The sequence below is a fragment of the Comamonas testosteroni genome, assembly GCF_030505195.1.
Lineage (GTDB): Bacteria > Pseudomonadota > Gammaproteobacteria > Burkholderiales > Burkholderiaceae_C > Comamonas > Comamonas testosteroni_G.
The window spans coordinates 1,558,985-1,584,731 of the sequence record NZ_CP129672.1; the positions used below are offsets into that span (position 1 = coordinate 1,558,985).

Annotated in this window: 17 protein-coding genes; 7 read left to right on the forward strand and 10 right to left on the reverse strand. The window is 64.2% G+C overall.

Annotation, left to right across the window (positions count from 1 at the left end; genetic code table 11):
* Positions 1–31: 31 nt before the first annotated feature.
* From QYQ99_RS07180 to argH, 5 genes are all read right to left on the reverse strand, one after another.
* Positions 32–1,321: an ABC transporter substrate-binding protein gene (locus QYQ99_RS07180; protein WP_302092037.1), complete on the reverse strand. Its 1,290-nt coding sequence runs from the start codon at positions 1,319–1,321 to the stop codon at positions 32–34.
* A 46-nt stretch (positions 1,322–1,367) separates the two neighbouring features.
* Complete coding sequence (locus tag QYQ99_RS07185; protein ID WP_302092038.1) at positions 1,368–2,489, reverse strand: ABC transporter ATP-binding protein; 1,122 nt, start codon at positions 2,487–2,489, stop codon at positions 1,368–1,370.
* Positions 2,490–2,716: 227 nt separating this feature from the next.
* Positions 2,717–8,731 (reverse strand): alpha-2-macroglobulin family protein, encoded by a 6,015-nt coding sequence (locus QYQ99_RS07190; RefSeq protein WP_302092039.1) that lies wholly within the window; start codon positions 8,729–8,731, stop codon positions 2,717–2,719.
* 153 nt (positions 8,732–8,884) lie between these two features.
* Positions 8,885–9,865, reverse strand: a complete 981-nt coding sequence (locus QYQ99_RS07195) for a Bug family tripartite tricarboxylate transporter substrate binding protein (protein ID WP_302092040.1) — start codon at positions 9,863–9,865, stop codon at positions 8,885–8,887.
* A gap of 99 nt (positions 9,866–9,964) precedes the next feature.
* Entirely contained in the window at positions 9,965–11,413 is a 1,449-nt protein-coding gene (argH, locus tag QYQ99_RS07200) for an argininosuccinate lyase (RefSeq protein ID WP_302092041.1), read from the reverse strand.
* A 340-nt stretch (positions 11,414–11,753) separates the two neighbouring features.
* Here argH and QYQ99_RS07205 point away from each other — a divergent pair, with 340 nt between their 5' ends.
* The 3 genes from QYQ99_RS07205 to QYQ99_RS07215 all read left to right on the forward strand — a co-directional run bounded on the left by QYQ99_RS07205 (position 11,754) and on the right by QYQ99_RS07215 (position 14,703).
* A complete protein-coding gene (locus QYQ99_RS07205) occupies positions 11,754–12,719 on the forward strand; it encodes a DMT family transporter (protein WP_302092042.1) in 966 nt (321 codons plus the stop codon).
* 195 nt (positions 12,720–12,914) lie between these two features.
* Positions 12,915–13,985 carry a sensor histidine kinase gene (locus QYQ99_RS07210; protein ID WP_302092043.1) on the forward strand — a complete coding sequence of 357 codons (1,071 nt, stop codon included), beginning with the start codon at positions 12,915–12,917 and terminating at the stop codon, positions 13,983–13,985.
* Positions 13,966–14,703, forward strand: a complete 738-nt coding sequence (locus QYQ99_RS07215; RefSeq protein ID WP_302092044.1) for a LytR/AlgR family response regulator transcription factor — start codon at positions 13,966–13,968, stop codon at positions 14,701–14,703. The genes QYQ99_RS07210 and QYQ99_RS07215 overlap by 20 nt, the downstream gene beginning before the upstream one ends.
* A gap of 49 nt (positions 14,704–14,752) precedes the next feature.
* Here the strand turns inward: QYQ99_RS07215 and QYQ99_RS07220 are convergent, their stop codons facing one another.
* From QYQ99_RS07220 to polA, 5 genes are all read right to left on the reverse strand, one after another.
* Positions 14,753–15,706 (reverse strand): ZIP family metal transporter, encoded by a 954-nt coding sequence (locus QYQ99_RS07220; protein ID WP_302092045.1) that lies wholly within the window; start codon positions 15,704–15,706, stop codon positions 14,753–14,755.
* Between the two features lie 201 nt (positions 15,707–15,907).
* Positions 15,908–16,813, reverse strand: coding sequence for a dienelactone hydrolase family protein (locus QYQ99_RS07225; RefSeq protein ID WP_302092046.1), 906 nt, complete (start codon positions 16,811–16,813; stop codon positions 15,908–15,910).
* A gap of 132 nt (positions 16,814–16,945) precedes the next feature.
* Positions 16,946–17,257: an AzlD domain-containing protein gene (locus QYQ99_RS07230; protein WP_302092047.1), complete on the reverse strand. Its 312-nt coding sequence runs from the start codon at positions 17,255–17,257 to the stop codon at positions 16,946–16,948.
* Positions 17,254–17,934 (reverse strand): AzlC family ABC transporter permease, encoded by a 681-nt coding sequence (locus QYQ99_RS07235; RefSeq protein WP_302092048.1) that lies wholly within the window; start codon positions 17,932–17,934, stop codon positions 17,254–17,256. Before QYQ99_RS07235 ends, QYQ99_RS07230 begins: the two co-directional genes overlap by 4 nt.
* 237 nt (positions 17,935–18,171) lie before the next feature.
* Complete coding sequence (gene polA, locus QYQ99_RS07240; protein ID WP_302092049.1) at positions 18,172–20,985, reverse strand: DNA polymerase I; 2,814 nt, start codon at positions 20,983–20,985, stop codon at positions 18,172–18,174.
* A 100-nt stretch (positions 20,986–21,085) separates the two neighbouring features.
* Here polA and QYQ99_RS07245 point away from each other — a divergent pair, with 100 nt between their 5' ends.
* From QYQ99_RS07245 to QYQ99_RS07260, 4 genes are all read left to right on the forward strand, one after another.
* Complete coding sequence (locus QYQ99_RS07245) at positions 21,086–21,448, forward strand: hypothetical protein (protein ID WP_302092050.1); 363 nt, start codon at positions 21,086–21,088, stop codon at positions 21,446–21,448.
* Positions 21,449–21,560: 112 nt separating this feature from the next.
* The gene (locus QYQ99_RS07250; RefSeq protein WP_302092051.1) at positions 21,561–22,517 is read left to right on the forward strand and encodes a homoserine kinase; all 957 of its coding nucleotides are present in this window, start codon (positions 21,561–21,563) and stop codon (positions 22,515–22,517) included.
* 111 nt (positions 22,518–22,628) lie between these two features.
* Positions 22,629–23,459: a BPSS1780 family membrane protein gene (locus tag QYQ99_RS07255; RefSeq protein ID WP_302092052.1), complete on the forward strand. Its 831-nt coding sequence runs from the start codon at positions 22,629–22,631 to the stop codon at positions 23,457–23,459.
* A 234-nt stretch (positions 23,460–23,693) separates the two neighbouring features.
* On the forward strand, positions 23,694–25,685 hold the full coding sequence (locus QYQ99_RS07260; protein ID WP_302092053.1) for a PhoX family protein: 1,992 nt from the start codon (positions 23,694–23,696) through the stop codon (positions 25,683–25,685).
* The last annotated feature ends 62 nt before the right edge of the window (positions 25,686–25,747 follow it).

Sequence of the window (25,747 nt, forward strand, 5' to 3'; positions counted from 1 at the left end):
CCCTTGCCGGTTTCAAGCGCCGGACTGCTCATTACTGGTAGCGACGCAGAATGCGCTCGGATTCCTTCTGCGCGTCGTCCATGGCCTGGGCTGCGGTCTTGGTGCCGTTAAGGGCCGCCTGAATCGCATCGTTGAGCACCTTGGTCACGCGCTGGTTCTCATGGGTGGAATACTCGGCCACCGACACGGGCAGTTGATCGCGCGCCACCAGTGCCTGGGGAAATTCCTGGCCGTACTTCTTGAGTGCGGGAGTCTCGTAGGCAGCAGGCGAGACAGCCACATAGCCGCTGTCCATGCTCCACTGCGCTGCACGCTCTGGCTGCGTCACCCATTTGGCAAACTCGAACGCAGCCTGCTGCTGCTGCCTGGGCGCATTCTTGAAGATGTAGAAATTGCCCCCGCCCGTGGGCGAGCCCTTGCGGACATTGCCGGCGATCTGGCCCACACCGAAGTCGAACTTGGCATTGGCGCGGATATTGGTGAGATTGCCCGTGGTCGTCACGATGATGGCGGCCTTCTTTTCCATGAAGTCCCTGGGCGTCGTGCCCCACTCCACCACACCTGCAGGGTGCACGCCGTCCTTGACCAGGCCGACCCAGAAGTTCAGCGCCTCCACCACCTTGGGGTGGTTGAGCATGACGCGGGTGCCGGACTCATTGGCCAGCAGCACATCATTGGGCGTGGTCAGGGTCTGCAGCATCCAGTAGCCAAAGCCGGTGGACGGAATCTGGATGCCGTATTGCACGACCTTGCCGCTGGCGTCTTTCCTGGTCAGCTTGTGGGCGGCCTCCTTGAGCTCCTTCCAGTTCTGGGGCGCCTTGTCGGGGTTCAGGCCGGCCTCCTTGAAAGCTTCCTTGTTGTAGTACATCACCACGGTGGAGCGCTGAAAGGGCACGCCCCAGGTCTTGCCGCCGGCCTGGCTGTTGGCCATGAAGGCCGGGTAAAAGCCCTTGAGCCAGGCCTTGTCGGCATCGGTCTTCACGAAGTCGTCAATGGGCGCAATCGCGCCTTCGTCCATCAGCGTGAACATATCGGTGGACAGCAGCACCGAGCTCGCAGGCGCCTTGCCGGCCTTGTGCGCCGTCAGCGCCTTGACGATGGTTTCCTGATAGGTGCCCGCATAGATGGGCGTGAGCTTGTATTGCGGATGCGCCTTGTTGAAGTCCGCCGCATAACCGTCTATCACCTTGGTGATGGGGCCGCCCACGGCCACCGGGTAATAGAAAGGCACTTCCAGCGGGGACTGCGCAAGAGCAGTGCCCGCCAGGCCAAGGCCGGCGACAGCGGCGAACAGGCCGTGAACAAAGGTATGGCGACGCATGGGAATCTCTCCTCGGGATTTGCAGACAATGGAAAACACCGGCGGCTCAGGCTGCGGCCAGCAAGGAGCGGGCGGATTCCACCGCCTGCCCGCACACATGAATGCGCCCGCCCTGCGCATCGAACCAATGCGCAGCCTGCTGCGGCCAGTACAGGATCACGCCTTGTCCAGGCCGCAGATCTGCATGGGCATGGCCGGGCACACGCGCCGTCAGCAGCTCGCTGCCAACCTGGCAGCGCAGCACCAGATCGGCACCCAGATATTCAAAGCCCTGCACGGTGGCCGAAATGCCGTTGCCCAGCCCCTCGTTGCCGCCGTCGACATCACCTGCCACGGCAATCACCTCGGGCCGCACGCCCAGCGCCTGCGGATAGGCGCTGCCGGTCACCAGATCCGGGGCCACGACCACATCGCTGCCGGCAATCCGGTTGCCTTGCAGGGCAACGATATTCATGGCGGGCGTGCCGATAAAGCGCGCGGCAAATGTGGTTGCGGGCCGGGCATAGATCTCGCGCGGCCCGGCGGCCTGTTCCACCAGACCCTTGTTGAGCAGCACCACCTGATCGGCCATGCTCATGGCCTCGGCCTGATCGTGGGTCACATAGACCACCGTGAGACCCAGACGCTGCTGCAGCTCACGCAGCTCGGCGCGCATTTCCTGGCGCAGCTGGGCATCGAGATTGGACAGCGGCTCGTCCATCAGACAGACCCTGGCCTGCGCCACCAGCGCACGGCCCAGCGCAACGCGTTGCTGCTGACCGCCCGAGAGTTGCCCGGGCCGACGCTCCAGCAGTGCCGTCAGCCCCAGCAGCTCGGCCGTTTGCTCAAGACGCTGCTCGCGCTCGGCCTTGGCAACCTTGCGCACCTGCAGACCGAACTGGATGTTGTCGGCCACGCTCAGATGCGGGAACAGCGCATAGTTCTGAAACACCATGGCAATGCCGCGCTGCGCGGGCGGCAGATGAGTGACGTCGCGACCATCGATGCGCACCGACCCCGAGCTAGGCGTGTCCAGCCCGGCGATCATGCGCAAGGTGGTGGATTTGCCGCAGCCCGAAGGGCCGAGCAGGACGCAGAACGAGCCTGGTTCAATGCGCAGATTCACGGCATGCAGGGCCGTGGCGTCACCCCAGGATTTGGCGACGTTCTCCAGCTCGATCAAAGACATCGCGCCAGTCTAGAAAGACTGGATGACAGCCGCGTGTCAACTTGAGTGTCATCAAAAACAGGAGCTTCTTGCGCTCTCTATTCATAGATTTCAGATTGAAATGACTTTGAATCATCCTGTTCAAAGGCGCAAGCAGCTTCTGTATTCATAGCATCAGTGCATGAAAAAGCCCCGGCCGCTTGCGCAGACCGGGGCTTGGCCGAGCCCGGCAGAAAACCGCCGAGGGCTTACTTGGGCATCACCACCTTGAGCTTGGCGTTGGGAATTTCGCCAAACATCTCGGGCGCATACAGCGCTTCGGCACGTGTGGGCGGCAGGGCGAATTCACCGGCGTTGTTCAGGCGCACCGTGTATTCGACCTTGGTCGTGCCTGCGGGCAGGTACTGGTAGTAGGCACGGTAGGACTCGAAGCTGCGCTCCTCATAGGCCAGCCAGCCGGCCCCCTCCTGCTTCTCGCCCTTGGACGCGATCTCCGAATCACGGCCCAGGCCGCCGCCCAGAATGGTCGCCCCCGTGGGAATGGGGTCGGTGATGGCCACCCAGGTCATATCGGTCTTGGCCTGCACCTCCAGCGTCACGCGCAGCACATCGCCGCGCGTGTACTGGCCGCCACCGAACAGGCCCTTGTCCGCCTGCTCCACCGGCGTCACGGTCTTCTTGATGGTGTAGCCGGCGCTGAACGGAGCCTTGAGGGCCACGGCCGCCACGGACTGCACGGTCAGCCAGGGCTTGCCCGTGCCTTGCTGCGTGACGCTGAGCTGGCCCTTGCCGGCCTTGGCCCAGGGCATGAACATGGTGTTATTCATCAGACCGCCGGCGCGCACGGGATCACCAAACAGGCTGCTGGCATGGGCCGTGCCCTGCGCATCCTCGGCCGTGGCACGCCTGACATCAGCCCAGTTCACCTTGGCCTCGTTGCCGTTCATGCTGGCCACGGTGCTGCCGGCCACGGGCTCGGACTCGAACTTCTGCGAGAAGCGGCGCAACGCCAGCGCTCCCCAGAGGTTGGCCGTGGTCGTGTGCCAGGCACCGCCCTGCTGGCGTGCGATAAAGCCGCTGACCAGACGCGGCATGTCTTCGGCCCATGCCGCATCGTTGATGGTCGCCAGAATCAGGCGCGCCAGATTCACGTCCGGGCCCTGCATCAGCCACCACCAGCCATCGTCCTGATCGGTCGAGAAGCCGGCACGCGTGCCGTTGTAGGTCAGGCGGGCACGCAGAATCTGCATGGCCTGGGCCAGGCGCTCGTCGCGCTGCGGCGCATCGCTCATGCGCTGCAGCAGCTGCACCCAGTCGATGACCGTGTGCGTGGGCCACTGGTTGGGCGTGGCGTTGATGCTGTCGAGCATGCGCGGCGTGGCCTTGCCCGACAGTGCCAGCGCGGCAATCGCCGCCAGCTTGCGCATTTCCAGATCCTTGCGCGGGCTCCAGAAGTTGCGCTGGATGCGGCCTTCCACAAACGCGATCAGGCCGTCCTCCATGCGCGCACGATCGGAGGCAGGAATCACGAAGCGCTTGTCAACGCCTTGTGCCAGGGCCGACAGGTTAAGCAGATGCGCGGTCAGCGTGTCGCTGCCTCGGCTGAGCGATCCGTCCTGGGGCGGGAAGTAGTTGGCCAGGCCGTCACCGTCCAGATAGTTGGGCAGCTGGGCCATGATGCTGCCCCACAGCTCGGCGTTGTTCATGCCGACGGCCTTGCTGGTGGTCTGCTCCAGGCAGGTGTAGGGATAGCGGGCCCACCAGTCGCGCACGCCGGGCAGACCTTCGGTCAGCTTGGGCACCAGCGACATCTGCAGACCGCCACGGCCGGGCAGCGCGTCGGCGGGCGGATTCACGGGCACGCTGTAGCTGCCGTTGACCTGCACCAGCGTGGCCTGCTGCACCGACAGCGGGACAGCGGGCACGATGCGCTGGCTGATCTTGAGCGCATCCTGCGCCGCATCGGCGCCGCCAGCGGTGTCGCGCGCGGAAATCTCCCAGATCAGCGCCTCGACACGCGTGCCCGAGAGCTGGGCCGGAGCCTTCACATCCCAGGCCACTTCACGCGCCTCACCAGCGGGAATCTCCACCTTCTGGGCCTTGAGCTCCAGCATGGTGGCACGCGGCGTGACCTCCACCTTCATGGCCTTGGCCGAGGTGTTGCGCAACGTGACCTGGGCGCGGAACTGATCGTCCTCGCGCACTAGAGGCGGCAGGCCGCTGATGATCTGCAGATCCTGCGTGGTACGGATCGCCGCCTGGCCGGTGCCGAACAGGCTCACGCCCGCATCGGCCACGGCCACCACCTGGAAGGTGGTCAGGGCGTCGTTGAGCGGCACCTCGATCAGCGCCATGCCGTTGCCGTCCAGCACCACATCGGGCTTCCACAGCAGCAGGGTGTCGAGCAGTTCGCGCGTGGGGCTGCGGCCACCGCCACCGCCCGCAGGCACGGCCTTCTTGCCGTAATGGCGTCGGCCGATCACCTCCATCTGGGCCGTTGCCGTCTGCACACCCCATTCGCGGCGTGTCAGCATGGCATCGAGCAGATTCCAGCTGCTGTTGGGCATCAGCTCCAGCAAGGCCTGGTCCACGGCCGCCAGCGCCACATGGGCACCCGCAGCAGGCTTGCCATCGGGCAGCGTCGCCTTGATGGTGACCTTGGCTGTGCCGCGCACCTTGTAGCTGGACTTGTCCGAGGAGACCTTGACGTCCAGGGTATTGCTCTTCAAACCCACGCGAATTTCGGACATGCCGAAACGGAAGGCAGGCTTGGAGAGGTCCACCATGGAAGTTGGCGCGATGAATTCCTTGCCGTCATTCCAGAAGGCACGCCACCACTCCATGGGCGACTTGAAGCCCCAGGTGAAGAAGCTGTACCAGGGCACCTCCATCAGGCGGCCGCGCAGCGCCAGCACGCTGACATAGGCATTGGGGCCCCAGTTATCTTCGATCTTGACCTCCACCGTGGGGTTGTCACCCGCCAGCTCCACCACCTGGGTGCTGACGATGCCTTCGCGCTCCACGGCCACCAGCGCCGTGGCGCGGCGGAAGGGCATGCGTACCTGAAAGCGCGCTGTCTCGCCGGGCTCATAGCTCTTGCGCTCGGACAGCACATCCATGCGGTCATGGTCTTCACCACCGAACCAGAGTTCGCCCTGGCCAGTGACCCACACCGAGGTCGCGGCCTGGCTGCTGCGGCCTTCCTTGTCGGCGGCCTTGACGATCAGCTCCACCTCGCCGGGCTGAGACAGCTGGGCCTCGCATTGAACCAGGCCATGGCTGTCGCTGGTGCCCGAGCACACGGTGCCCAGATTCTTGAGCGTGGTCTGGTTGTCGTAGCTGTAGAAGCCGCCCACTAGCCGCTTGCGGCTGGAGGTGGTGATGCGCGCCACGGCCTCGACCTTGACGGGCACGCCTGCCTGGGCCTTGCCTGCCGTATCCAGCGTCAGCGCCTGAAAGCGCAGCTTGCGATCCACCGAGATCCAGTTCTCGGAGCGCACGCCGGCCACCACGGCAGCCGGCCAGATGGTGCGCGTGCTGCGCAGGGTCTGCACCTCGCCATTCGGGTCGGCGTAGGTCGCCTCCATCAGCAGCTCGCGCGGCTCACCGGACTTGGGCAGCTTGTCGATAGCGACCTTGCCCAGACCGTTCTTGTCCAGCGTCACGGACAGCTTGTCGGCCACGACCTTGGTGTCGTCAGCCGCCGTGCTTTCCTCGTCGTCGCTGCTGCCCACGTCCTGGGCGCTGCGCGGCGGGTTGAAGCTGAAGCCATCCCAGCCCGCGAAATCCAGCGATTTGGAGCGCAGCAGAGCCGACACCTTGACCGGCAGATTGGCGGCGGCACCACCCGAGACATAGTTGATCTGCACTTCGGCAGGCACGCTGCTGACAGCGTAGAGCTGCTCCTTGCCGGCCGGGCCCACACGTCCCTCCATCACGGGAAGGCGGAACTCCTCGACACGGAAGATGCCGGTGCTGAAGCTGGAGCGGCGGCCGCTGTCGTTGGCATAGCCCAGCTCCACCGCATATTCGCCCAGCTTGGCGGCCTTGGAGATGGGGAACTCGCTGCTCGCGCTGCCATTGCCATTCCAGTTCAGGGCCTGGGTAAAGCGCTGGCCACTGCCCAGATGGGTGATGGTCAGGCGGTCAGGCTTGTCCTGGGTCTGTTCAAAGCCCGTGGAGTTCTTGCCGGGGCCCGTCAGGGCACGCAGAAAGTGCTTCATGGACACGGTTTCGCCGGCACGGAACAGCATGCGGTCAAACACCGTATGCGCCACTTCGTCGCGCTTGCTGCTGGAGCTGGTCGGCACATTGAAGCGCCAGGACTCTATGCCCTTGTTCCAGTTGCTCCAGACAAAGGCCAGCTCCTCGCCAGCCTCGGTCTTGGCACGCGCACTCACAAAATAGGAGTTGCTGCGGTAGTAGCCGTCTTCATTGCTGCAAGAAGGCGGATTGGGATTGAGGCCGTTAAAGGTCACCAGACCCTGGGCATCACTGACGGCCGAAGCAATCGCTTGGCCGTTGCAGTCCGAGACCTGCACCGTGGCGCCCGGCACCACGGTGCCCTTGTCCAGCGTCGTCACCCAGGCTACCGAGTTTTCACGACCCAGCTTGAAGTGCACGGCCAGATTGGTCACCAGCACCGAGGTACGCACATACATGGTGCGGCCCGCGCCATAGCCTTCGTCGAGCAGAGACTGGCCCAGCATGGGCGAGGCGATCTCCACCACCTGGAAGCCCGGGTTCAGCGGAATGCCGACGACCTCGAAGGGGCGCGGGTCGCTCTTGGCCGCCTTGGGCAGCTCCAGCGTCTGGGTCTGGCTCTGGCCGTCCAGCAGCGACAGCATGCGGGTCTGCACCCAGTGCTTGTTGTCGTCGTTGATGACAGGAGGCAAGACCTTTACATCACGCGCAGCGCGCTTGCGCTCCACGCTGTAGCTGTCATAGCGCTCGACCTTCTTGAGCCAGGCGATGATGTCGGCGTCCGAGCCGCCCTTCTTGGTGCGCACCACGCTGGCATCCAGCGACTTGCCCAGAAGCTGCGGCTCCACATTGCGCAGCGTCACGGGCAGCAGCGCCGGGCCCTTGGGACCTTCGGCAAAGCGCTCGACAATGCCGAAGGGCGCGGCGGCAAACTTCACCAGCGGCGGCATATTGCCCGTGGCCGTGGCCAACGGGAACATATTGGCATTGCTCAGCGTGCGACCCGCAGCATCCTTGAACTGCGGCGGCAGCTCCACCACATACTTGGTGTTGGGCTGCATGGTGGCGGGGAAGCTCACGCTGTCCACCAGCGAATCCTCGGCCAGCTTGTCGCCGTTCTGCTCGATGATGGGAGCCACGGCCGAGGCACCGCTCTTGAGGCGTATGCCTTCGATCAGCTTGCGCGGCACCGGCGCGCTGAAGGACAGGCGCATGGGCCGGATCGGCAGGCAGGCGGCGTTGGCGTTCTCGCGCTCGCAGCTGAAGTCGGCGCTGAACGGCTGGCGCACCTGGTACTCGTAGCGCTGCTCGTCCTTGCTGGCCAGGCCGTTGGCCATGGCCACGCCCTTGCCATAGACCAGGGTCATCTTGCTGCCCGAAGTCAGGCGGCGGTTACAGGCCAGCACTGCGAAGTTCTGCGGGTTCTTTGCAGCATCCTTGTCCCAGTGGCGCTGCTTGAGCACGGCCTCGCGGTCCTTGCCCTCGATCAGCTGCACGGGAATGCGTTCGCCCACACCTTCGGAGGTACACCAGACGCGCTGCTTGAGGCTGTCGACGGATGCCGCGCCCGTCAGGTGCAGTGCGAAATACTGCTGCTCGTCCACCTCTTCATAGGTATCGGGCGCGATGCTGGCGACCTGCGGGCCGCCGGTCTGAAACTGATAGCTGGCTGCCCCCGTCAGAGCTGTACCCGTGACGCTCTTGAACTGCGGGTTGAGCTGGGCCGTGCAACGCACGCCTGCGGGCAGGTTCTGGGCAAAGTCGAAGACCCATTCCTTTTCGCTGTTCCAGCGCCCCGTTCCCTTGGCGGCCTGGGCATCGCTGCACTGCAGGTTGACCGGCGCGGCGGCCTTGGGGTCGCCAAAGCGCACGGCTGCCCCATCGAACTGCACCACTACCTGGCCCACCTTGCTCACATCGCCCTGCGGGCTGAACTGGCGCACCCCCACGGCATGGGCCGCCGTGGCCGCCAGGCCCCATAACAGGCCTGCCTTGAGCAGCCCGCGCCAGTGCGGCGCGATCTGCTCCCTCTTCCTTCCCTCTGCATAAGGCACAGTCATACAGTCACTTTCTTTTCGGGCAGGCTGCTGCCGGCCCTGGCTGTTTGAGTCTGAAGTCTGGAATCAGCGACGCAGCAGTGCAGGACGGCAGAATGCAAAAAGCCCTGCCTCACAAGTGAAGCAGGGCCTTGAGCAGGTGCCGCACGCGCGAAACTACTGCGGCTGGAAACCGCTGCGCTGAATGATACCGGCCCAAACCCTGGAATAGGCGGCCTCACGCTCCCCCAATTGGCGGGGATTCATGTATCCAACTGTAAGCCCCAGTGCCGTCAGCTGCGCGTAAACGTCACGCTGCTTGAGCACGTTGCCAACGGCTGCAGAAAAGCGCTCGACAAAGGCCTGGGGCACGCCCTTGGGCGCAAAAATGCCGTAGTAAGGCATGTCCTCGAAGCCCTTGATGCCCTGCTCCAGCAAGGTCGGCACTTCGGGCATGGAAGCCTGACGCTTGGCGCCCAGCACGCCGATCACGCGCAGCTTGCCGGCCTTCTGGTTCTCCATGAAGTCGGGCACCGAGGCAATGCCGGCAGGAATCTGATTGCCCAGCATATCGGCCAGCAAGGGAGCGCTGCCGCGATACGGTGCGGCCACCAGATCGAGCTTGTAGTGCTCGGCCAGGATCTTGACCAGAAATTCGGGCGTCGATGCCGGAGCCGGAATGCCGATGGTGCCGTTCTTGGCACTGCCCCTGGCCCAGGCCGCGTACTCGGCCAGATTCCTCACCGGCGTGTTGCTGGAGACAGCCAGTGCATTCACAAAAGTGGCGACCCCGGCCACGGGAATGAAGTCCTGCTGCGGATCGAAGCCCGGCTTTTTCACGACCTTGGGCAGGATGGAGATGGTGTGGTCATGCGTGAGAAACAGCGTATGGCCGTCCGCAGGCGAGGCCTTGAGCAGTTGCGCCGCAATCTGGCCGCCAGCGCCGGGGCGGTTCTCCACCAGCACCGTCACGCCGCCCAGCTCGTCCTTGAGCTTGTCGGCCAGCAGGCGCGCAATCGCATCCGAGCCGCCGCCGGGCGGAAAGCCCACCAGAATGCGGATGGGCTGGCCCGACGAGGCCCAGGCCACCGAGCCCAGGGCAGACGCGGCAGCCGCTCCCACTCCGGCTTTGAGCCATTGACGACGAGTTTGCGTCATGTGTTTTCTCCTTATGCTTTTTCCAGACTAACCAAAACAAAAGCGCCCGGCAAAGGGCGCTTTCAAGGCGTGAACGTTACGCCACAGTGCTTGAGTCCATCAGACCAGACGAGCGTGGTGCTTGGCCAGCTGCGCACGCACCTGCGCCGGAGCCGTACCGCCCAGCGTGTTGCGGGCATTGAGCGAACCTTCCAGGCTCAGGGCCTCGAACACATCGGCCTCGATGTTGGGGTTGAAGGCCTGCAGCTCGGCCAGCGGCAGCTCGGTCAGGTCCACGCCCTTCATGGTGGCCAGCTTCACGGCGTGAGCCACGGTTTCGTGGGCGTCACGGAAAGGCAGACCCTTCTTGACCAGATAGTCGGCCAGGTCGGTGGCCGTGGCATAGCCCTTCAGGGCAGCCGCGCGCATGTTCTCGGCATTCACGGTGATGCCGCCTTCCTTGACGCCGCTGGCGGGGTTGAGCTGGCCGCCGATCATCTCGGCGAAGATGCGCAGCGTGTCCTTGAGCGTATCGACGGTGTCGAACAGCGGCTCCTTGTCTTCCTGGTTGTCCTTGTTGTAGGCCAGGGGCTGGCCCTTCATCAGCGTGATCAGGCCCATCAGATGACCGACCACGCGGCCGGTCTTGCCGCGTGCCAGCTCGGGCACGTCGGGGTTCTTCTTCTGGGGCATGATGGACGAGCCGGTGGTGAAGCGGTCGGCGATCTTGATGAAGCCGAAGTTCTGGCTCATCCAGATGATCAGCTCTTCCGACAGACGGCTCACGTGCACCATGCACAGCGAGGCCGCAGCGGTGAACTCGATGGCGAAGTCACGGTCGGACACGCCGTCCAGCGAGTTCTGGCTCACGCCTTCCATGCCCAGGGTCTTGGCCACGCGCTCGCGGTCCAGCGGGTAGGTGGTGCCGGCCAGAGCGGCAGAGCCCAGGGGCAGCACATTGACGCGCTTGCGCACGTCCAGCATGCGCTCGGCATCGCGCTTGAACATTTCCACATAGGCCAGCATGTGGTGGCCGAAGCTCACGGGCTGGGCCACTTGCAGATGGGTGAAGCCGGGCAGGATCACGTCCACGTTCTTGGCAGCCACGTCGACCAGCGAGCGTTGCAGCTCCTTGAGCAGGCCTTCGATCATGTCGATCTCGCTGCGCAGCCACAGGCGCACGTCGGTAGCCACCTGGTCGTTGCGGCTGCGGCCGGTGTGCAGACGCTTGCCGGCATCGCCGACCAGCTGGGTCAGGCGCGCCTCGATGTTCAGGTGCACGTCTTCCAGGTCCAGCTTCCACTCGAAAGTGCCGGCCTCGATCTCGGCCGTGATCTGCGCCATGCCCTTCTGGATGGAGGCGAAATCTTCGGCCGCAATGATCTTCTGGGCCGACAGCATTTCGGCATGCGCCAAAGAGCCCTGGATGTCGGCCTGCCACATGCGCTTGTCAAAGAACACGCTGGAGGTGTAGCGCTTGACCAGGTCGCTCATGGGTTCGGAGAACAGGGCAGACCAGGCTTCGGCCTTGGAATCGAGCTGGTTGTGCGAAGGAGCAGATGTAGACATGTGAGGGCAACAATCCCGTAAAACCACAGGCCGCCCAATGCAGAAGTTTGGCGTGACGGCTGTGCAAAGCAGAAACAGGGATTTTATCGGCCTGACCCGACACCGGTGCCAGAGCGCCCCAGAGCCATTGCCGGTCACTGCGACAAAGCGGCACTCACGCACCAATCGCTCATTAATAAATAGCTTTCCACGCTTTATGGGAAAGGCCTGAACGGCCTTTCCATGCAAATCAGGAAAATCCGGCAGCAGCCACCCGGTTTCTGGCTTGCGCGGACAATCTCGGCCTCTTCGCTCACCTTCCTCACAGGCCGCGGCCCGCCCGGCTGACGCGCCGCCCGGCATGAATTCCCGCTCTTCCCTGATTTCCGGCCTCGGTTTTGCCCTGGCCGCCTGTGCGCTCTGGGGCGCGATTTTTCTCGTGCCGGCCATGCTGCCGGAGTTCTCGCCGCTGCAGATCACCTTCGGCCGCTTCGTGCTCTATGGCGTGGTGGCCTTGTGCGTTTTCCTGCCTCGGGCCACCAGGCTGCTGCCCAGGCTGCAAGCGGCCGATATCCGGCACCTGGTCTGGCTGGCCCTGACGGGCAATGTGGTGTACTTTGCCCTGGTCGCCACCGCCGTGCAATGGATAGGAATGGCCGTGACCTCGCTGATCGTGGGCCTGGTGCCCGTCACCGTGCCGCTGCTGGGCCGCAACACCCATGGCGCGCTTCCGCTGCGCCGCATGCTGGCGCCGATGGCGCTGATTCTGGCCGGCATCGTGCTCGTCAACGCCCATGCGCTGACCACAGGGTCCGAAGGCAGCCAGGGGCGCTATCTGCTGGGCGTGCTGATGGCCGTGCTGGCCATGCTCTGCTGGAGCCGCTACGCGCTGGACAACACCCGCTATCTGGCGCAAAGCCGCTTCAACGGCACGGAATGGTCCACGCTCTGGGGTCTGGTCGTCGGGCTGATCAGCGCCTTGCTCTGGGCGCTGCTGTGGCTGATATCACCAGAGGCCAGCGGTGCCGGCAATCCCGACATTTCGGCCCAGCGCTGGCAGCTGTTCTGGCTGTTGAATCTGGCCGTGGCCATCCTCTCGTCCTGGCTGGGCAACTGGATGTGGAATGCCGCCAGCCAGCGCCTGCCCATCACCTTCGTGGGCCAGTTGCTGGTGTTCGAGACCCTGTTCGCCCTGGCCTACCACTTCCTCTATGAACAGCGCCTGCCCCAGCTCGCCGAGCTGGCGCCCATGCTGCTGATTCTCGCGGGCGTGGTCTGGTCGCTCAGACGCTTTCAGGCCGCAGGCCGGGCTGCGGCCTCGGTTTGAGTCAGCACAAACGCTGATGCATCCAGCCGACAGATGCCGCAGGAATTGCAGTTGCGGCGCAGCTGCGGGCCAATAATCACGGGACTTGCGCAAATTCGGATCGGGCATGTCGATGGATATGCTCTTTGCGCATGCTGGCCCGCCCGGCTCTTGCATCCAAGTCACCGCCCTGCACCAGACCCGACCAGACCGCCCGTGCCCATTTCTCCGCTCATCGCTGCCGCCCCCAACCCGGCCCGCAAGGTCCTGGTGTTCGACGCCTGCAATGCCGGCGTGGTGCTGCGCGCCGTGCTGTTTGTACAGGTGGTGGTGGGCACGGCCGCCCTCTATGGTGCGCAGTCGCTGTGGGAGTGGTTTTCCAGCACCGCCCTGCTCACCGGGGCCTGCCTGCCCGGCACCCTGGTCTGGCTGATAGCGGCCTGCAGCCTCAAGCACCAGTTGCAGCGCCTGGGCACGCGCGGCCAGTATCTGGCCGGCGTGCTGCTGGGCGCCCTTGCGGGTCTTTATGCCTGCGGCATGCTGTTTTTCATCGGCATACCCAAAGCCCCCTGGCTGGCCAGTGCTGTCACGGGAGGCCTGCTGGCCGCGCTGCTGGTGACGGCGCTGGTGCTGCGCGCACGCGGCAACACGCCGGCGCAGACCCAGGCTCGCCTCACCGAGCTGCAGTCACGCATCAGGCCGCACTTTCTGTTCAACACCCTCAACAGCGCGATTGCGCTGGTGCGCGCCGAGCCGGCCAAGGCCGAGGCCTTGCTCGAAGACCTCAGCGATCTGTTTCGCTATGCGCTGGCCGAGCCGCATCTGACCACCACGCTGGCCCAGGAGATAGAGCTGGCCCAGCGCTATCTGTCCATAGAGCAGGTACGCTTTGGCGAGCGCCTGCAGATGCAGTGGCAGCTCGACGAAAGCGTGCATGGCGCGCTGCTGCCGCCCCTGCTGCTGCAGCCGCTGGTGGAGAACGCCATCCGCCACGGCGTGGAGCCCAATGCACGCGGCGGCAAGCTGCAGGTGCGCACGGAAAGGCGCGGCAACGAGGCGCTGATCCAGATCATCAACACCTTGCCGCCGGCCAGCGCCGAGCATCAAAGCACCGGCCATGGCATGGCCCTGGACAATGTCAAGGCCAGGCTGTCGTTGCTGCACGATCTGCAAGGCAGCTTCAGCGCCAAGGTGCGCGACGGGCTGTATGTGGTGCGCCTGAGCGTGCCTTTGCTGCAGAGCGAGTCAAAACCGGGACAATCCCGCCATGCACATTCTGATCGTTGATGACGAAGCTCTGGCCCGCGCCAGACTACGCACTTTGCTCGGCGACTGCGCACATGGCCCGCACCATATCCAGGAAGCCGCCGATGCCGACCAGGCCCTGCAGATACTGCAGGCCGCACGGCCCACCCCCGTACAGCTGGTGCTGCTGGACATCCACATGCCGGGCCGCAACGGGCTGCAGCTGGCAGCGGCACTGGCGGAGCTGGCCGACCCGCCCGCCATCGTGTTCGTGACGGCGCATGCCAGCCATGCGGTACAGGCCTTCGAGCTCGATGCCGTGGACTATCTGACCAAGCCCGTACGCCTGGAGCGCCTGCAGCAATCGCTGCAAAAGGCCGAGCGCGCACTGAGCACGCGCAGCGTCGTCGACAACGGTCCCGTGCTGCTGATCCAGGAGCGCGGCAGCACGCTGCGGCTGCCGCTGTCCGAGGTGCGCTTTCTCAAGGCCGAGCAGAAATACATCACCGTGCGCACCGTGCAGCGCAACTACGTCCTCGACGGAGCGCTGGCCGATCTCGAAAGCCGCCATGGCGAGCATCTGCTGCGCATACACCGCAACGCCCTGGTGCTGCGTGCGGCCTTGCGCGGCCTTGAAAAATATGACGACCCGCAGGAAGGCGAAGGCTGGGGCCTGCGCCTGCAGGGCGTGCCCGAGCTGCTGCCGGTCTCGCGCCGCCAGCTGGCAGCGGTCAAGACCGAGCTCAGAGAGATGTCCTGAACGATAAAAAACCGGCCGAAAGCCGGTTTTTTATCGACTGCAGCCGCAATCAATGCTCATGCTTGTGCGCCGCTTCGCCGGCAGCCGGGGATGCGGGCTCATGCGGTTGCCCGACCTCGGCGCCATGATCGTGGTCGTGCTCGTGCCCATGGTTGTGCGCCGCGCCGCTCATCACCGTCACGATGACAATGCCCAGCAGCAGCCAGAAGACCTGGGCTGCGGTTTCCTTGGCGCTCAGGCGCTTTTGCAGCTGGGGAATCAGGTCGGCCAGGGCCACATAGATAAAGCTGCTCGACGCAACGACCAGGAAATACGGCAGCAGCTCGTGCAGCTGTCCGATCAGGAAATAGCCGGCCACCCCGCCCAGCGTGGTCACGGCTCCCGCCATGGACACCTTGATCAGCGCCACGCGGCGATTGCTGCTGGACTGGCGCAGCACCACGATATCGCCCATGTGGTGAGGCACCTCGTGCGCCAGCACCGACAGGGCGGCGATCAGGCCCAGACGGATGTCGGCCACGAAAGCCGATGCAATCAGCACGCCATCGCCAAAGCAATGCACGCTGTCGCCCGTCAAAATGGCCCAGCCGCCCTTGACATGGCTGTGACCATGCGCGTGCTCGCCATGGTCATGGCGTTCGTGACCATGCTGGTGATCGTGGCCATGACTGTGAGCGTGGTGCACGGCAACAGGCTGGTGGGCATCGCCATGCGAATGCTCATGGCCGTGGTGCCAGAGTTCGGCCTTGGACAACAGAAAGAAAAACACCAGCCCGATCAGCAGCACCACGAACAGATCATGGGACTTGCCGTGGCTCTCGAACGCCTCGGGCAGCAAATGCATGAAAGCCGTAGCGAGCAAGGCTCCCGCAGCCAGGCTCAGCAGACGCTGGGGCATCAGCCCTGGCGTGCGTCCCCCTCCCAGACTCATCAACAACGCGGCCACCCAGACACTGCCGATACCAGCAGCCAGGGTGGCCAGAATAATTGCTACCAATGTCATAGCTTTATATGGCTTAACCGCAACCTTTTACAGGCGAATCTTGGGGATTTTCGCAGAATGCGCCGCCCAACGCGGCCCGCTTGCGACTATCCCCATAACGTCAGCCCCGGATGCGCATGACATGCATGGCATGCCGGGACTTCTTTCACCTTAGCAAAGCTGTCAAGCCCCCCGGGGCCAAAAATTTCGGCGCATGAAGCATCAGGCCACGCCATGCTGGTTGAACCAGGTCAGCATGCGGACCCAGCCGTCCTGCGCGGCCTGCTCGCGGTAGCTGGGGCGATAGTCGGCATGGAAGGCATGGGGCGCCTCGGGGAAGATCACGAACTCCGAGGCCCTGGCCGCCGCAGAGCCGGTCTTGAGCGCAGCCTTCATGGCGTCGACCGACTCCAGCGGAATGCCCGTGTCCTTGCCGCCGTACAGGCCCAGCACCGGCGCCTTGAGCTGCCCCACCAGATCCAGCGGATAGCTGGGCTGCAGATCGTTCTTGTTGCCCTGCAGACGCCCGTACCAGGCCACGCCGGCCTTGAGCGGCGCGTGCGCGGCATAGAGCCAGGTGATGCGCCCGCCCCAGCAAAAGCCGGTGATGGCCAGCTTTTTGACATCGCCGCCCTGGGTACCCGCCCATTGCACGGCGGCGTCCAGGTCGCCCATGGCCTGGGCATCGGGCACCTTGGCAATCACCTCGCTCATGAGCTTGGCCATCTCGGCATAGGCCATGGGGTCGCCCTGGCGCACAAACAGATCGGGGGCGATCGCCAGATAGCCGGCACGAGCCAGACGGCGGCAGGTGTCGGCAATGTATTCGTGCACGCCGAAGATTTCGGAGATCACCAGCACCACGGGCAGATTCTGCCTGCCCGCAGGCATGGCCCGGTAGGCCGGCAGCTTGAAGCCTTTGACATCGATGCTGACCTCGCCTGCCGTCAGGCCGTCGACCGGGGTCTTGATGGCCGTCTGTGCCATGACCGGGCCGGCAGCGCAGGCATAACCCACGCCCAGGCCGGCCCCCAGGGCCGCACGCAAGGCTGTGCGGCGGCTGGGCTGGGCATCGGCGCGACCACCGAGCAGCCCCTGCATATCCTGAGCGATGTCTTCGTACTTCATGGATCCTCCTTGGGATGATGGAATTTCAGAACGTGTTGACGATCTCCAGCCAGCCCGGCTCGCGCAGCAAGCCCGGCTGGCCATGCAGTCTAAGGCCAGTGCGTTGCAGGCACCCGGAGCATGTCGACGTTCTCAGACCAGCCAACGCAGCAGCGCCGCTGCGGCCGCGCCCAGAATCACCACGAGCAAGAATGGTGCCCGCAGCCACAGGGCCAGCGCCGCCACCAGCAAGGCCCCCAGGCGCGCATCGAGATCGATTCGCGTGCCGCTGGCCAGGGTGTTCATCACCGTCAGTGAGGCCAGCAGCGCCACCGTCAGACAGGCCGCGATCTGGGCCATGCGCGGGCTGCGCATCCAGCGCTCGGGCAGGCTGTAGCCCAGCAGCTTGGTCACAAAAGCCAGCGCACAGGCCAGCAAGATCCATTGCCATAAAGACAGCGTCATTGCTTTGCCTCCGATGGCCTGACCCAGCCCCAGAACGCGCCCACTGCAGCGGCCAGCAAAATGGGCACGCCTGCCGGTACCACAGGAATGGCAATCGCCGTCACCAGCCCGCAAGCCAGCGCCAGCGCCACCGGCTCGCGCGCATTCAGGCGCGGCCAGAGCAAGCCCAGAAAGGCGGCCACCGCCGCCCCATCCAGCCCAAAGCGACGCGTATCGCCCAGCGCATTGCCCATCAGCGCGCCCAGCAAGGTGAACAGATTCCACAGCGCAAACACACCTGCCCCGGCGACCCAGAAGCCGCGCCGCTGCTCGGCCAGCTCCTGCTGCCCCGATGCCGTGGCTGCAGATTCGTCGATGGTCCAGTGCGCCGCCAGCCAGCGCAGCAGCCCTTTGACGCCCAGCAGGCGGCTCATCTGCATGCCGTAGATGGCATTGCGCACGCCCAGCAGCGAGGCCGCACTCACGGCCGCCACGCCGCTGCCGCCGCCCGCCACCACGCCGATGAAGGCGAACTGCGAGCCGCCCGTGAACATCAGCGCGCTCAGCGCCATGGTCTGCCAGAGGCTGAGGCCTGCGGCCACGGACAGCGCGCCGAAGGAGATGCCGTACAGCCCCGTCGCCACCGAAATCGACAGCCCCATGCGCACGGCGGGCGTCATTGCAAAGCCTTTGAACAAGATATTTCCTGGATCAAGCTAGAACAATTCAGGAGCTGCAAGCGCATGCTCACAAACAACTTCAGGTCAAAAACAACCTGAAGTTATTATTTATCATGCGCTATAAGCTCTCTTTTTAGGAGCTACGCATCGAAAGAATCCGGGCGCATCCTGGAGTCGAAAGCGCGCACGGCCTCCTTGGCAAGAGGCCTGGTGCGCTTTCTTGAAAAAAGCCCAGAGCGCTTTGTGGCGAAAGACTCAATGCGCTTTTTCCCAGCTGCTGCCAAAGCCGATCTCGGCCAGCAGCGGCACGGACAGGTCCGCCACGCCGGCCATGATGGCCGGGATCTCGGCCTGCACCCAGTCCCTGGCGGACTCGGGCAGCTCGAACACCAGTTCGTCATGCACCTGCATGATGACCAGCACCTCGGGCTTTTCGGCATCCAGCCTGGCCTGCACGGCCACCATGGCCTTCTTGATCAGATCGGCCGCCGTGCCCTGCATGGGGGCGTTGATGGCCGCGCGCTCGGCCGCTTTCTTGCGCGGGCCGTTGCCGCCGTTGATCTCGGGCAGCACCAGGCGGCGACCGAACACGGTCTCCACATAGCCCTGGGCATGGGCCAGCTCCACGGTCTGGTCCATATAGCGCTTCACGCCGGGGTAACGCTGGAAGTATTTGTCGATATAGGCCGCCGCCGCCTTGGTTTCAATGCCCAGGTTCTTGGCCAGGCCGAAGCTGCTCATGCCGTAGATCAGGCCGAAGTTGATGACCTTGGCATAGCGGCGCTGCTCGCTGCTGACCTCGTCCACACTCACGCCGAAGACTTCGGCGGCCGTGGCGCGGTGCACGTCCAGGCCGTTCTTGAAGGCGCTCAGCAGGGCCTCGTCGCCGGACAGATGGGCCATGATGCGCAGCTCGATCTGCGAATAGTCGGCGCTGGCAATCAGCTTGCCCTCGGGGGCCACAAAGGCTTCGCGCACGCGGCGGCCTTCGGGCGTGCGCACGGGAATGTTCTGCAGATTGGGGTCGTTGCTGGACAGACGCCCCGTCACCGCCACGGCCTGGGCGTAGTGGGTGTGCACGCGGCCGTCGCTGGGCAAGGCCATCTGCGCCAGCTTGTCGGTGTAGGTTCCCTTGAGCTTGGACAGCGAGCGGTGTTCGAGCAGCTTGGCGGGCAGCGGATAGTCCTCGGCCAGCTTTTCCAGCACTTCCTCGTCCGTGCTGCGCGCGCCGGTGGCGGTCTTCTTCACGACGGGCATGCCCAGCTTGTCGAAGAAGATCTCGCCCAGCTGCTTGGGCGAGGACAGATTGAAGGGCTGGCCCGCAATCTCGTAAGCCTCCTCTTCGAGCTTGAGGATGCGCGCGCCCAGATCGTTGCTCTGGCGCGCCAGCTCGCCCGCGTCGATGCTCACGCCATTGCGCTCGATGCGCAGCAGCGCTTCGCTGGTCTGCATTTCCAGCTCGTAGATGTGCAGCAGCCCGGCTTGGGCCTGGATGCGCGGCCACAAGGCGTGGTGCACGTCCAGCGTCTGGTCGGAGTCCTCGCAGCTGTACGCCGCAGCCTTGTCCACTGGCACCTGGGCAAACGGAATCTGGCCCTTGCCCTTGCCGCACAGGTCTTCGTAGCTGATGCCGCTGCGATTCACATGGCGCAGCGCCAGGCTGGTCAGATTGTGCGGGCGGTCGGCTTCGAGCACATAGGACTGCAGCATGGTGTCGTGCGCATAGCCGCGCACGGTGATGCCGTGGTTGGCAAACACATGCTGGTCGTATTTGACATGCTGGCCCAGCTTTTTCTTGCCGGCGTCTTCCAGCCAGGGCTTGAGCTTAGCCAGCACCATGTCCAGGTCCAACTGCTCGGGCACGTCCATGCCCTCGTGGCGCAGCGGAATATAGGCGGCCTCGCCCACAGCCACGCTGAAGGAGATGCCGACGATGCGGGCCACCATCTCGTCCAGCGAATCGGTCTCGGTATCCAGCGCGGTCAGCTCGGCGGCCTGGATCTTGGCCAGCCATTCATCGAACTGAGCCTCGCTCAGAATCGTGGTGTAGAGCACATCGCGCTGCTGGGCGGCCACAGCCACCTCCGTCGCCGCCGCGTCATCGGCATCGAACAGACCGCCCTGGGCGCTGTCGACCTTGGCAGCCTTGCCGGGCTTGGCCGGCTTGGCTTCGGCTGCCGCAGCGCCCAGCGTGCGCACCAGGCCCTTGAAGCCGTATTTCTCGTAGAACGGCGCGAGTGCGGCGCTATCGGGCTCGCCCAGCGTGACGGCATCGAGCTGCGGCAGGCCGCCGATGTAGGCGGACAGATCGCAATCGGTCTTCATGGTCACCAGCTGGCGACTCAGCGCCAACTGGCCGCTGGCAATCGCATCGCGCAGGTTCTGGCCCGCAACGCCCTTGATGCCGGCCGCGTTGGCAATCAGATTGTCCAGGGAGCCGAACTCCTCCAGCCACTTGGCAGCGGTCTTGGGGCCGACCTTGGTCACGCCTGGCACGTTGTCCACGGTGTCTCCCACCAGCGCCTGGTAGTCGATCATCAGCGCCGGCGGCACGCCGAACTCGGCCGTCACTCCCGCCACGTCGCGCTTCTTGCCATTCATGGTGTCGATGATGGTCACATGCTCGTCCACCAGCTGGCTCAGGTCCTTGTCGCCGCTGGAGACGATCACGTTGATGCCCTGGGCCGCCGCAGTCTGCGCCAAGGTCGCAATCACATCGTCGGCCTCCACGCCGGGCACGGCCACCACTTTCCAGCCCAGCAGCTGAACCACCTCGTGGATGGGCTCGATCTGGCTGCGCAAATCATCGGGCATGGGCGAGCGCGTGGCCTTGTACTCGGTGTACATCTCGTCGCGGAAGGTCGGGCCCGAGGCATCGAACACGCAGACGGCGTAATCGGCCTGCACATCCTTCCTCAGCGCCTGCATCATGTTCACCATGCCGCGGATAGCGCCCGTGGCCGGGCTGGCCGGATCGCCTGGAATCGCCCGCAGATCGGGCATGGCATGGTAGGCGCGGTAGAGGTAGCTGGAGCCGTCCACCAGCACCAGGGTCTTGGAATTGCTCATACCCCGGATTGTGCACGCGTGCCCGACACTGTAGGCCCCAGCCTCAAAGACAGACAGCGCCTAGTGTGACCATTCGAAGACGCCCTACAATCTATGCATCATGCGCGCTGCACCACTTTTCATCATCCTGAGCCTGGCTGCCGGATCCGTTCTGGCCCAGTCCCCCACTCCTGCTCCGGCCAATGCCGTGGTCGCTCCTGCGCCCCAGGGTCAAGAGGACAACTCAGCGCCCACCGGCAAGCACAACCAGCGGATCGAACATATCCGTGTGGAAGACGCTGGCAGCCGTGTGGATGAAACCCGTGTCGGCGGTCAGACCCAGAGCATCACCGTGCAACCCAAGGTCGGCTCCATGCCCGAGTACGAGGTGCAGTCCAACGACGGCGCCCGCGCAGCCCGCAACCGCGACAACAACAGCGGCGACACCACGGGCACCCGCGTCTGGAATTTCATCAAATTCTGAAGCGCGGCGCGCTTTCCCCCATTCATGACAGGGCAGTGCTTCACTGCCCTGTTGCATATAGACACCTTCTCCCCGCTAGTTCGGTCGGTCGCCCCAGACCGGCATATTCACCATGGCTGTTTTCACCGAAGTTTCCGATAAAGATGCGCGCGAACTGCTGCGCCGCATGCCCCTAGGCTCGTTCAAGGAATTGCGCGGCATTCAAGGCGGCATTGAAAACACCAACTACTTTCTGACTACCGACCAGGGAGAGTGGGTGCTGACACTGTTTGAGCGCCTGAGTGCCGAGCAGCTGCCTTTTTACCTCTACCTGATGAAGCACCTGGCACAAGCCGGGATTCCCGTGCCGGACCCGCAGGGCGAGACACGCAGCGGCGACATTCTGCTCAAGGTGTGCGGCAAGCCCGCATCCATCGTCAACCGCCTGGCCGGCAAAAGCCAGCTGGCCCCGGCTGCCGTGCACTGCGCGGCCGTGGGAGAGATGCTGGCGCGCATGCATCTGGCCGGTCAGGACTACAACCGCCAGCAGCCCAATCTGCGCGGCCTGCCCTGGTGGAATGAAACCGTGCCCGTGGTCCTGCCCCATCTGGGCGAGGAAACCGCCGCCATGCTGCGCGCCGAGCTGGCCTACCAGAACCATATCGCCGCCTCGGCCAGCTATGCGGCCCTGCCGCGCGGCCCCATCCATGCCGACCTGTTCCGCGACAACGTGATGTTCGACGGCGACCGGTTGACCGGCTTGTTCGACTTCTATTTCGCGGGCGTGGACACCTGGCTCTTCGATCTGGCGGTCTGCCTCAACGATTGGTGTATCGATCACGCAACAGGTGCACATGATGCCGAGCGCGCCAAAGCCATGCTTGCGGCCTACCAGGCCGTGCGTCCGCTGACCGGGCCCGAGCGCGAGTTGCTCAACGCCCAGCTGCGTGCCGGCGCCCTGCGTTTCTGGATCTCCCGTCTCTGGGACTTCCATCTGCCGCGTGAAGCCGCACTGCTGCAGCCCCACGACCCCACCCACTTCGAGCGTGTGCTGAGCCAGCGCATCGCACATCCGCTGACGCTGGACTGAGTACCAAGCAGCTGATTGCGCCGGGGCTTTTGATGGCCCCGCCCAGCCGTCTCGGGTACAGTGCAAGAAGCGACTTTTGCACGCTCTCGCAAAAGTATTTCAGCCTCTTCCATGAAACTTCAAATCGTTCCACCCGGCACCGGTCTGCAATGGGTGCTGCAGGGCCTGCGCACCTTCAAAAGCCAGCCCCTGGCCCTGGCAGCCCTTTTCTTTCTGGGTATGGCCAGCATGTCTCTGATCTCGGCCCTGCCGCTGATCGGCCCCGTCATTGCACTGGCACTGCTGCCCTGCATCTCGCTGACCATGATGGTCGCGGCATCCGAAGCCGCCCACGGCCGCAAGCCCACACCGGCGCTGCTGCTGGTGGCTTTCCGCTCCGGCAGCCAGCATCTGCACTCCATGCTGATGCTGGGCGGCCTCTATGCCGCAGGCTTTTTGCTCATCATCGGAGCCTCCAGCCTTGTGGACGGCGGCACTTTTGCCAGCGTCTACCTGGGCCAGACGCCCATGACCCGCGAACTGGCCGAAGAGCCTGAGTTCCAGTCCGCCATGTGGCTGAGCATGTTTCTCTACCTGCCGCTGTCGCTGGCCTTCTGGCATGCTCCGGCGCTCATCCACTGGCATGGAATCAGCCCCGTCAAATCGCTGTTCTTCAGTTTTGTCGGCTGCATCCGCAATATCGGTGCCTATCTGGTGTTCGGTGTCTGCTGGATCGGCGTGTTCATTGTCTCCGGCATGGCCCTGGCCATCGTGACCGGCATCCTGGCCATGCTCATCGGCAGCATTGCCGGTGGCCTGATGGTGGCAACGGCACTGATGCTGGCCGCCATCTTTTTTACCTCGATTGTGTTTACCTTCCGTGACAGCTTCAGTCCGCCCGAGGACGACCAGGCTCTGATCGAGTCCTCGTCGGGCACAGCGCCGCCGTCATCGGATTCGTAAGCTCTAGCACTACACCCAGCCCCAGCCCCGCCCTCAGGTCGGGGCTTTTTTATGGGCTGAACACAGGCCCGCGCCAGCAGATCATTCATCCCGGCGTCATCAAGCCGCCATGGCACTGTCATATTCGTTTCCTAGGATTCGCAGGACTGACCAAGGCATGCATCTCATGCCCTGGCATTCATCCAATTCAGCGCGGCCCCAGGTCTGCGCTTCACCCCACACTGCGAAACTCTCATGGCACAAAATCTGCTCAGCCGTCGTAAGGCCCTGCAACTCTTTTCCGGCGCTCCTCTGCTCCCACTGGGTTCGGTCGTGTCCGCATCCAGCCTGCTGGCCGCATGTGGTGGTGGTGACAGTGACAACACAACGCCTCCTGTCACCAAGAACTATGTTTCCGCCAGCTTCACCAGCATGGCCGCGCCTACGCTGAGCACCCCTGACAAGATGGCGACCATGTATGCGGCCTCGCAGCTCAAGGTCGCTTTCGATGACAAGAGCGAGCAGGTCTACGACCTGGGCTATCAGCCCTTCTTCGTGACCGGCGACATGGTCTCCAACGGCAAGGGCGACCAGGTGCTGGCCGGTGGTTACTACGACATCTACAACAACAAGATCATCGACAAGACGGTCGCAGGCAAAGAGCGCCACTTCTTCTCCGATTCGCCTGACGGCACATCGTTGCTGACCGTTCCTGATGCCAAGGTAGACGGCGTCAAGGGCAAGCCCGTGTTTGCCGTGGTGCAGTTCGAATACACCACCTGGGCCCAGGACGGCAAGACCGATATGTACGGCAAGCTGCCCTCGCCCATCGCCGTGCTGACGCTGGATCAGGACCAGAGCACCGGCAAGCTGAGCCTGGTGAAATACCACAACGTCGACACCTCCAAGGTCCACGGCCTGTGGATCACCTGCGGCGCGAGCCTGTCGCCCTGGGGCACCCATCTGTCGTCGGAAGAGTACGAGCCCGATGCCTTCAACGCATCCAACGCCCAGTTGCAGGCCTTCAGCCAGAACCTGTACGGCGACCCGGCCAAGGCCAACCCCTACCACTACGGCCATATGCCCGAAGTGATCGTGAACGTCGACGGCACGGCCACCATCAAGAAGCACTTCTGCATGGGCCGCATCTCGCACGAGCTGGTGCAGGTCATGCCCGACCAGCGCACCGCGCTGATGGGTGACGACGCCACCAACAGCGGCTACTTCGTCTTTGTCGCCGACAAGGAAAAAGACCTGTCCTCGGGCACGCTGTACGCCGCCAAGGTCGGCGCGGGCTTCTCCATCGACCCCGCCGCCAAGAGCGCTGCCCCCCTGACCTGGATCAAGCTGGGCTCTGCCACCAGCGCCGAGATCGAGAACCTGGCCAACACGCTCAAGCCCACGGACATCATGACCGTGGTCAAGACCGACCCCAGCGACGCCAGCTACACCAAGATCGTGGTCAACGGCAAGACCGAGTGGATCAAGATCAACGCCGGCATGGACAAGGCCGCAGCCTTCCTCGAAACCCATCGCTATGCCGCCTTCAAGGGCGCCAGCCTGGGCTTCACCAAGATGGAAGGCACGACCGTCAACGCCAAGGACAAGATTGCCTACTCCGCACTGCAAAACGTGCAGTCCTCCATGGTGGCGGGCAACGCTGCCAACGTGGCTGGCAACGGCGTCTCGGTGCCCAAGCAGCTGGTGGCAGGCGTGGTGATGGCGCTGAACCTCAAGGGTGGCCAGAAGGACACCGACGGCGCAGCCATCAGCAGCGAATGGATGCCCGTGGACACCGCGCCCCTGCTGGCCGGCGAAGATCTGCTGGACACCGATGGCAAGACCCTCAAGGGCGACGCCCTGGGCAACACCGCCAACCCCAACAAGATTGCCAACCCCGACAACCTCAAGTTCTCGGAAAAGATGCGCACCCTCTTCATCGGCGAGGACAGCAGCCAGCACGTCAACAACTTCATGTGGGCCTACAACGTGGACACCAAGCAGCTGTCGCGCGTGCTGTCCGTGCCTGCCGGCGGCGAATCCACGGGCCTGCATGCCGTGGACGAAATCAACGGCTGGACCTACATCATGAGCAACTTCCAGCACGCCGGTGACTGGGGCGGCATCCACGCCAACGTCAAGGCCCAGCTGGATCCACTGATCAACGCCAACTACAAGGGCAAATTCGGTGCGGCTGTAGGCTACCTCACCGCTTCGCCTGCTCAGATGAAGCTCAGCGCCAAGTAAGCGCCGCGCCCGGGCCTCAACAAAAAAAGCCGCGCCTTGCAAAAGGCAGCGGCTTTTTTCTG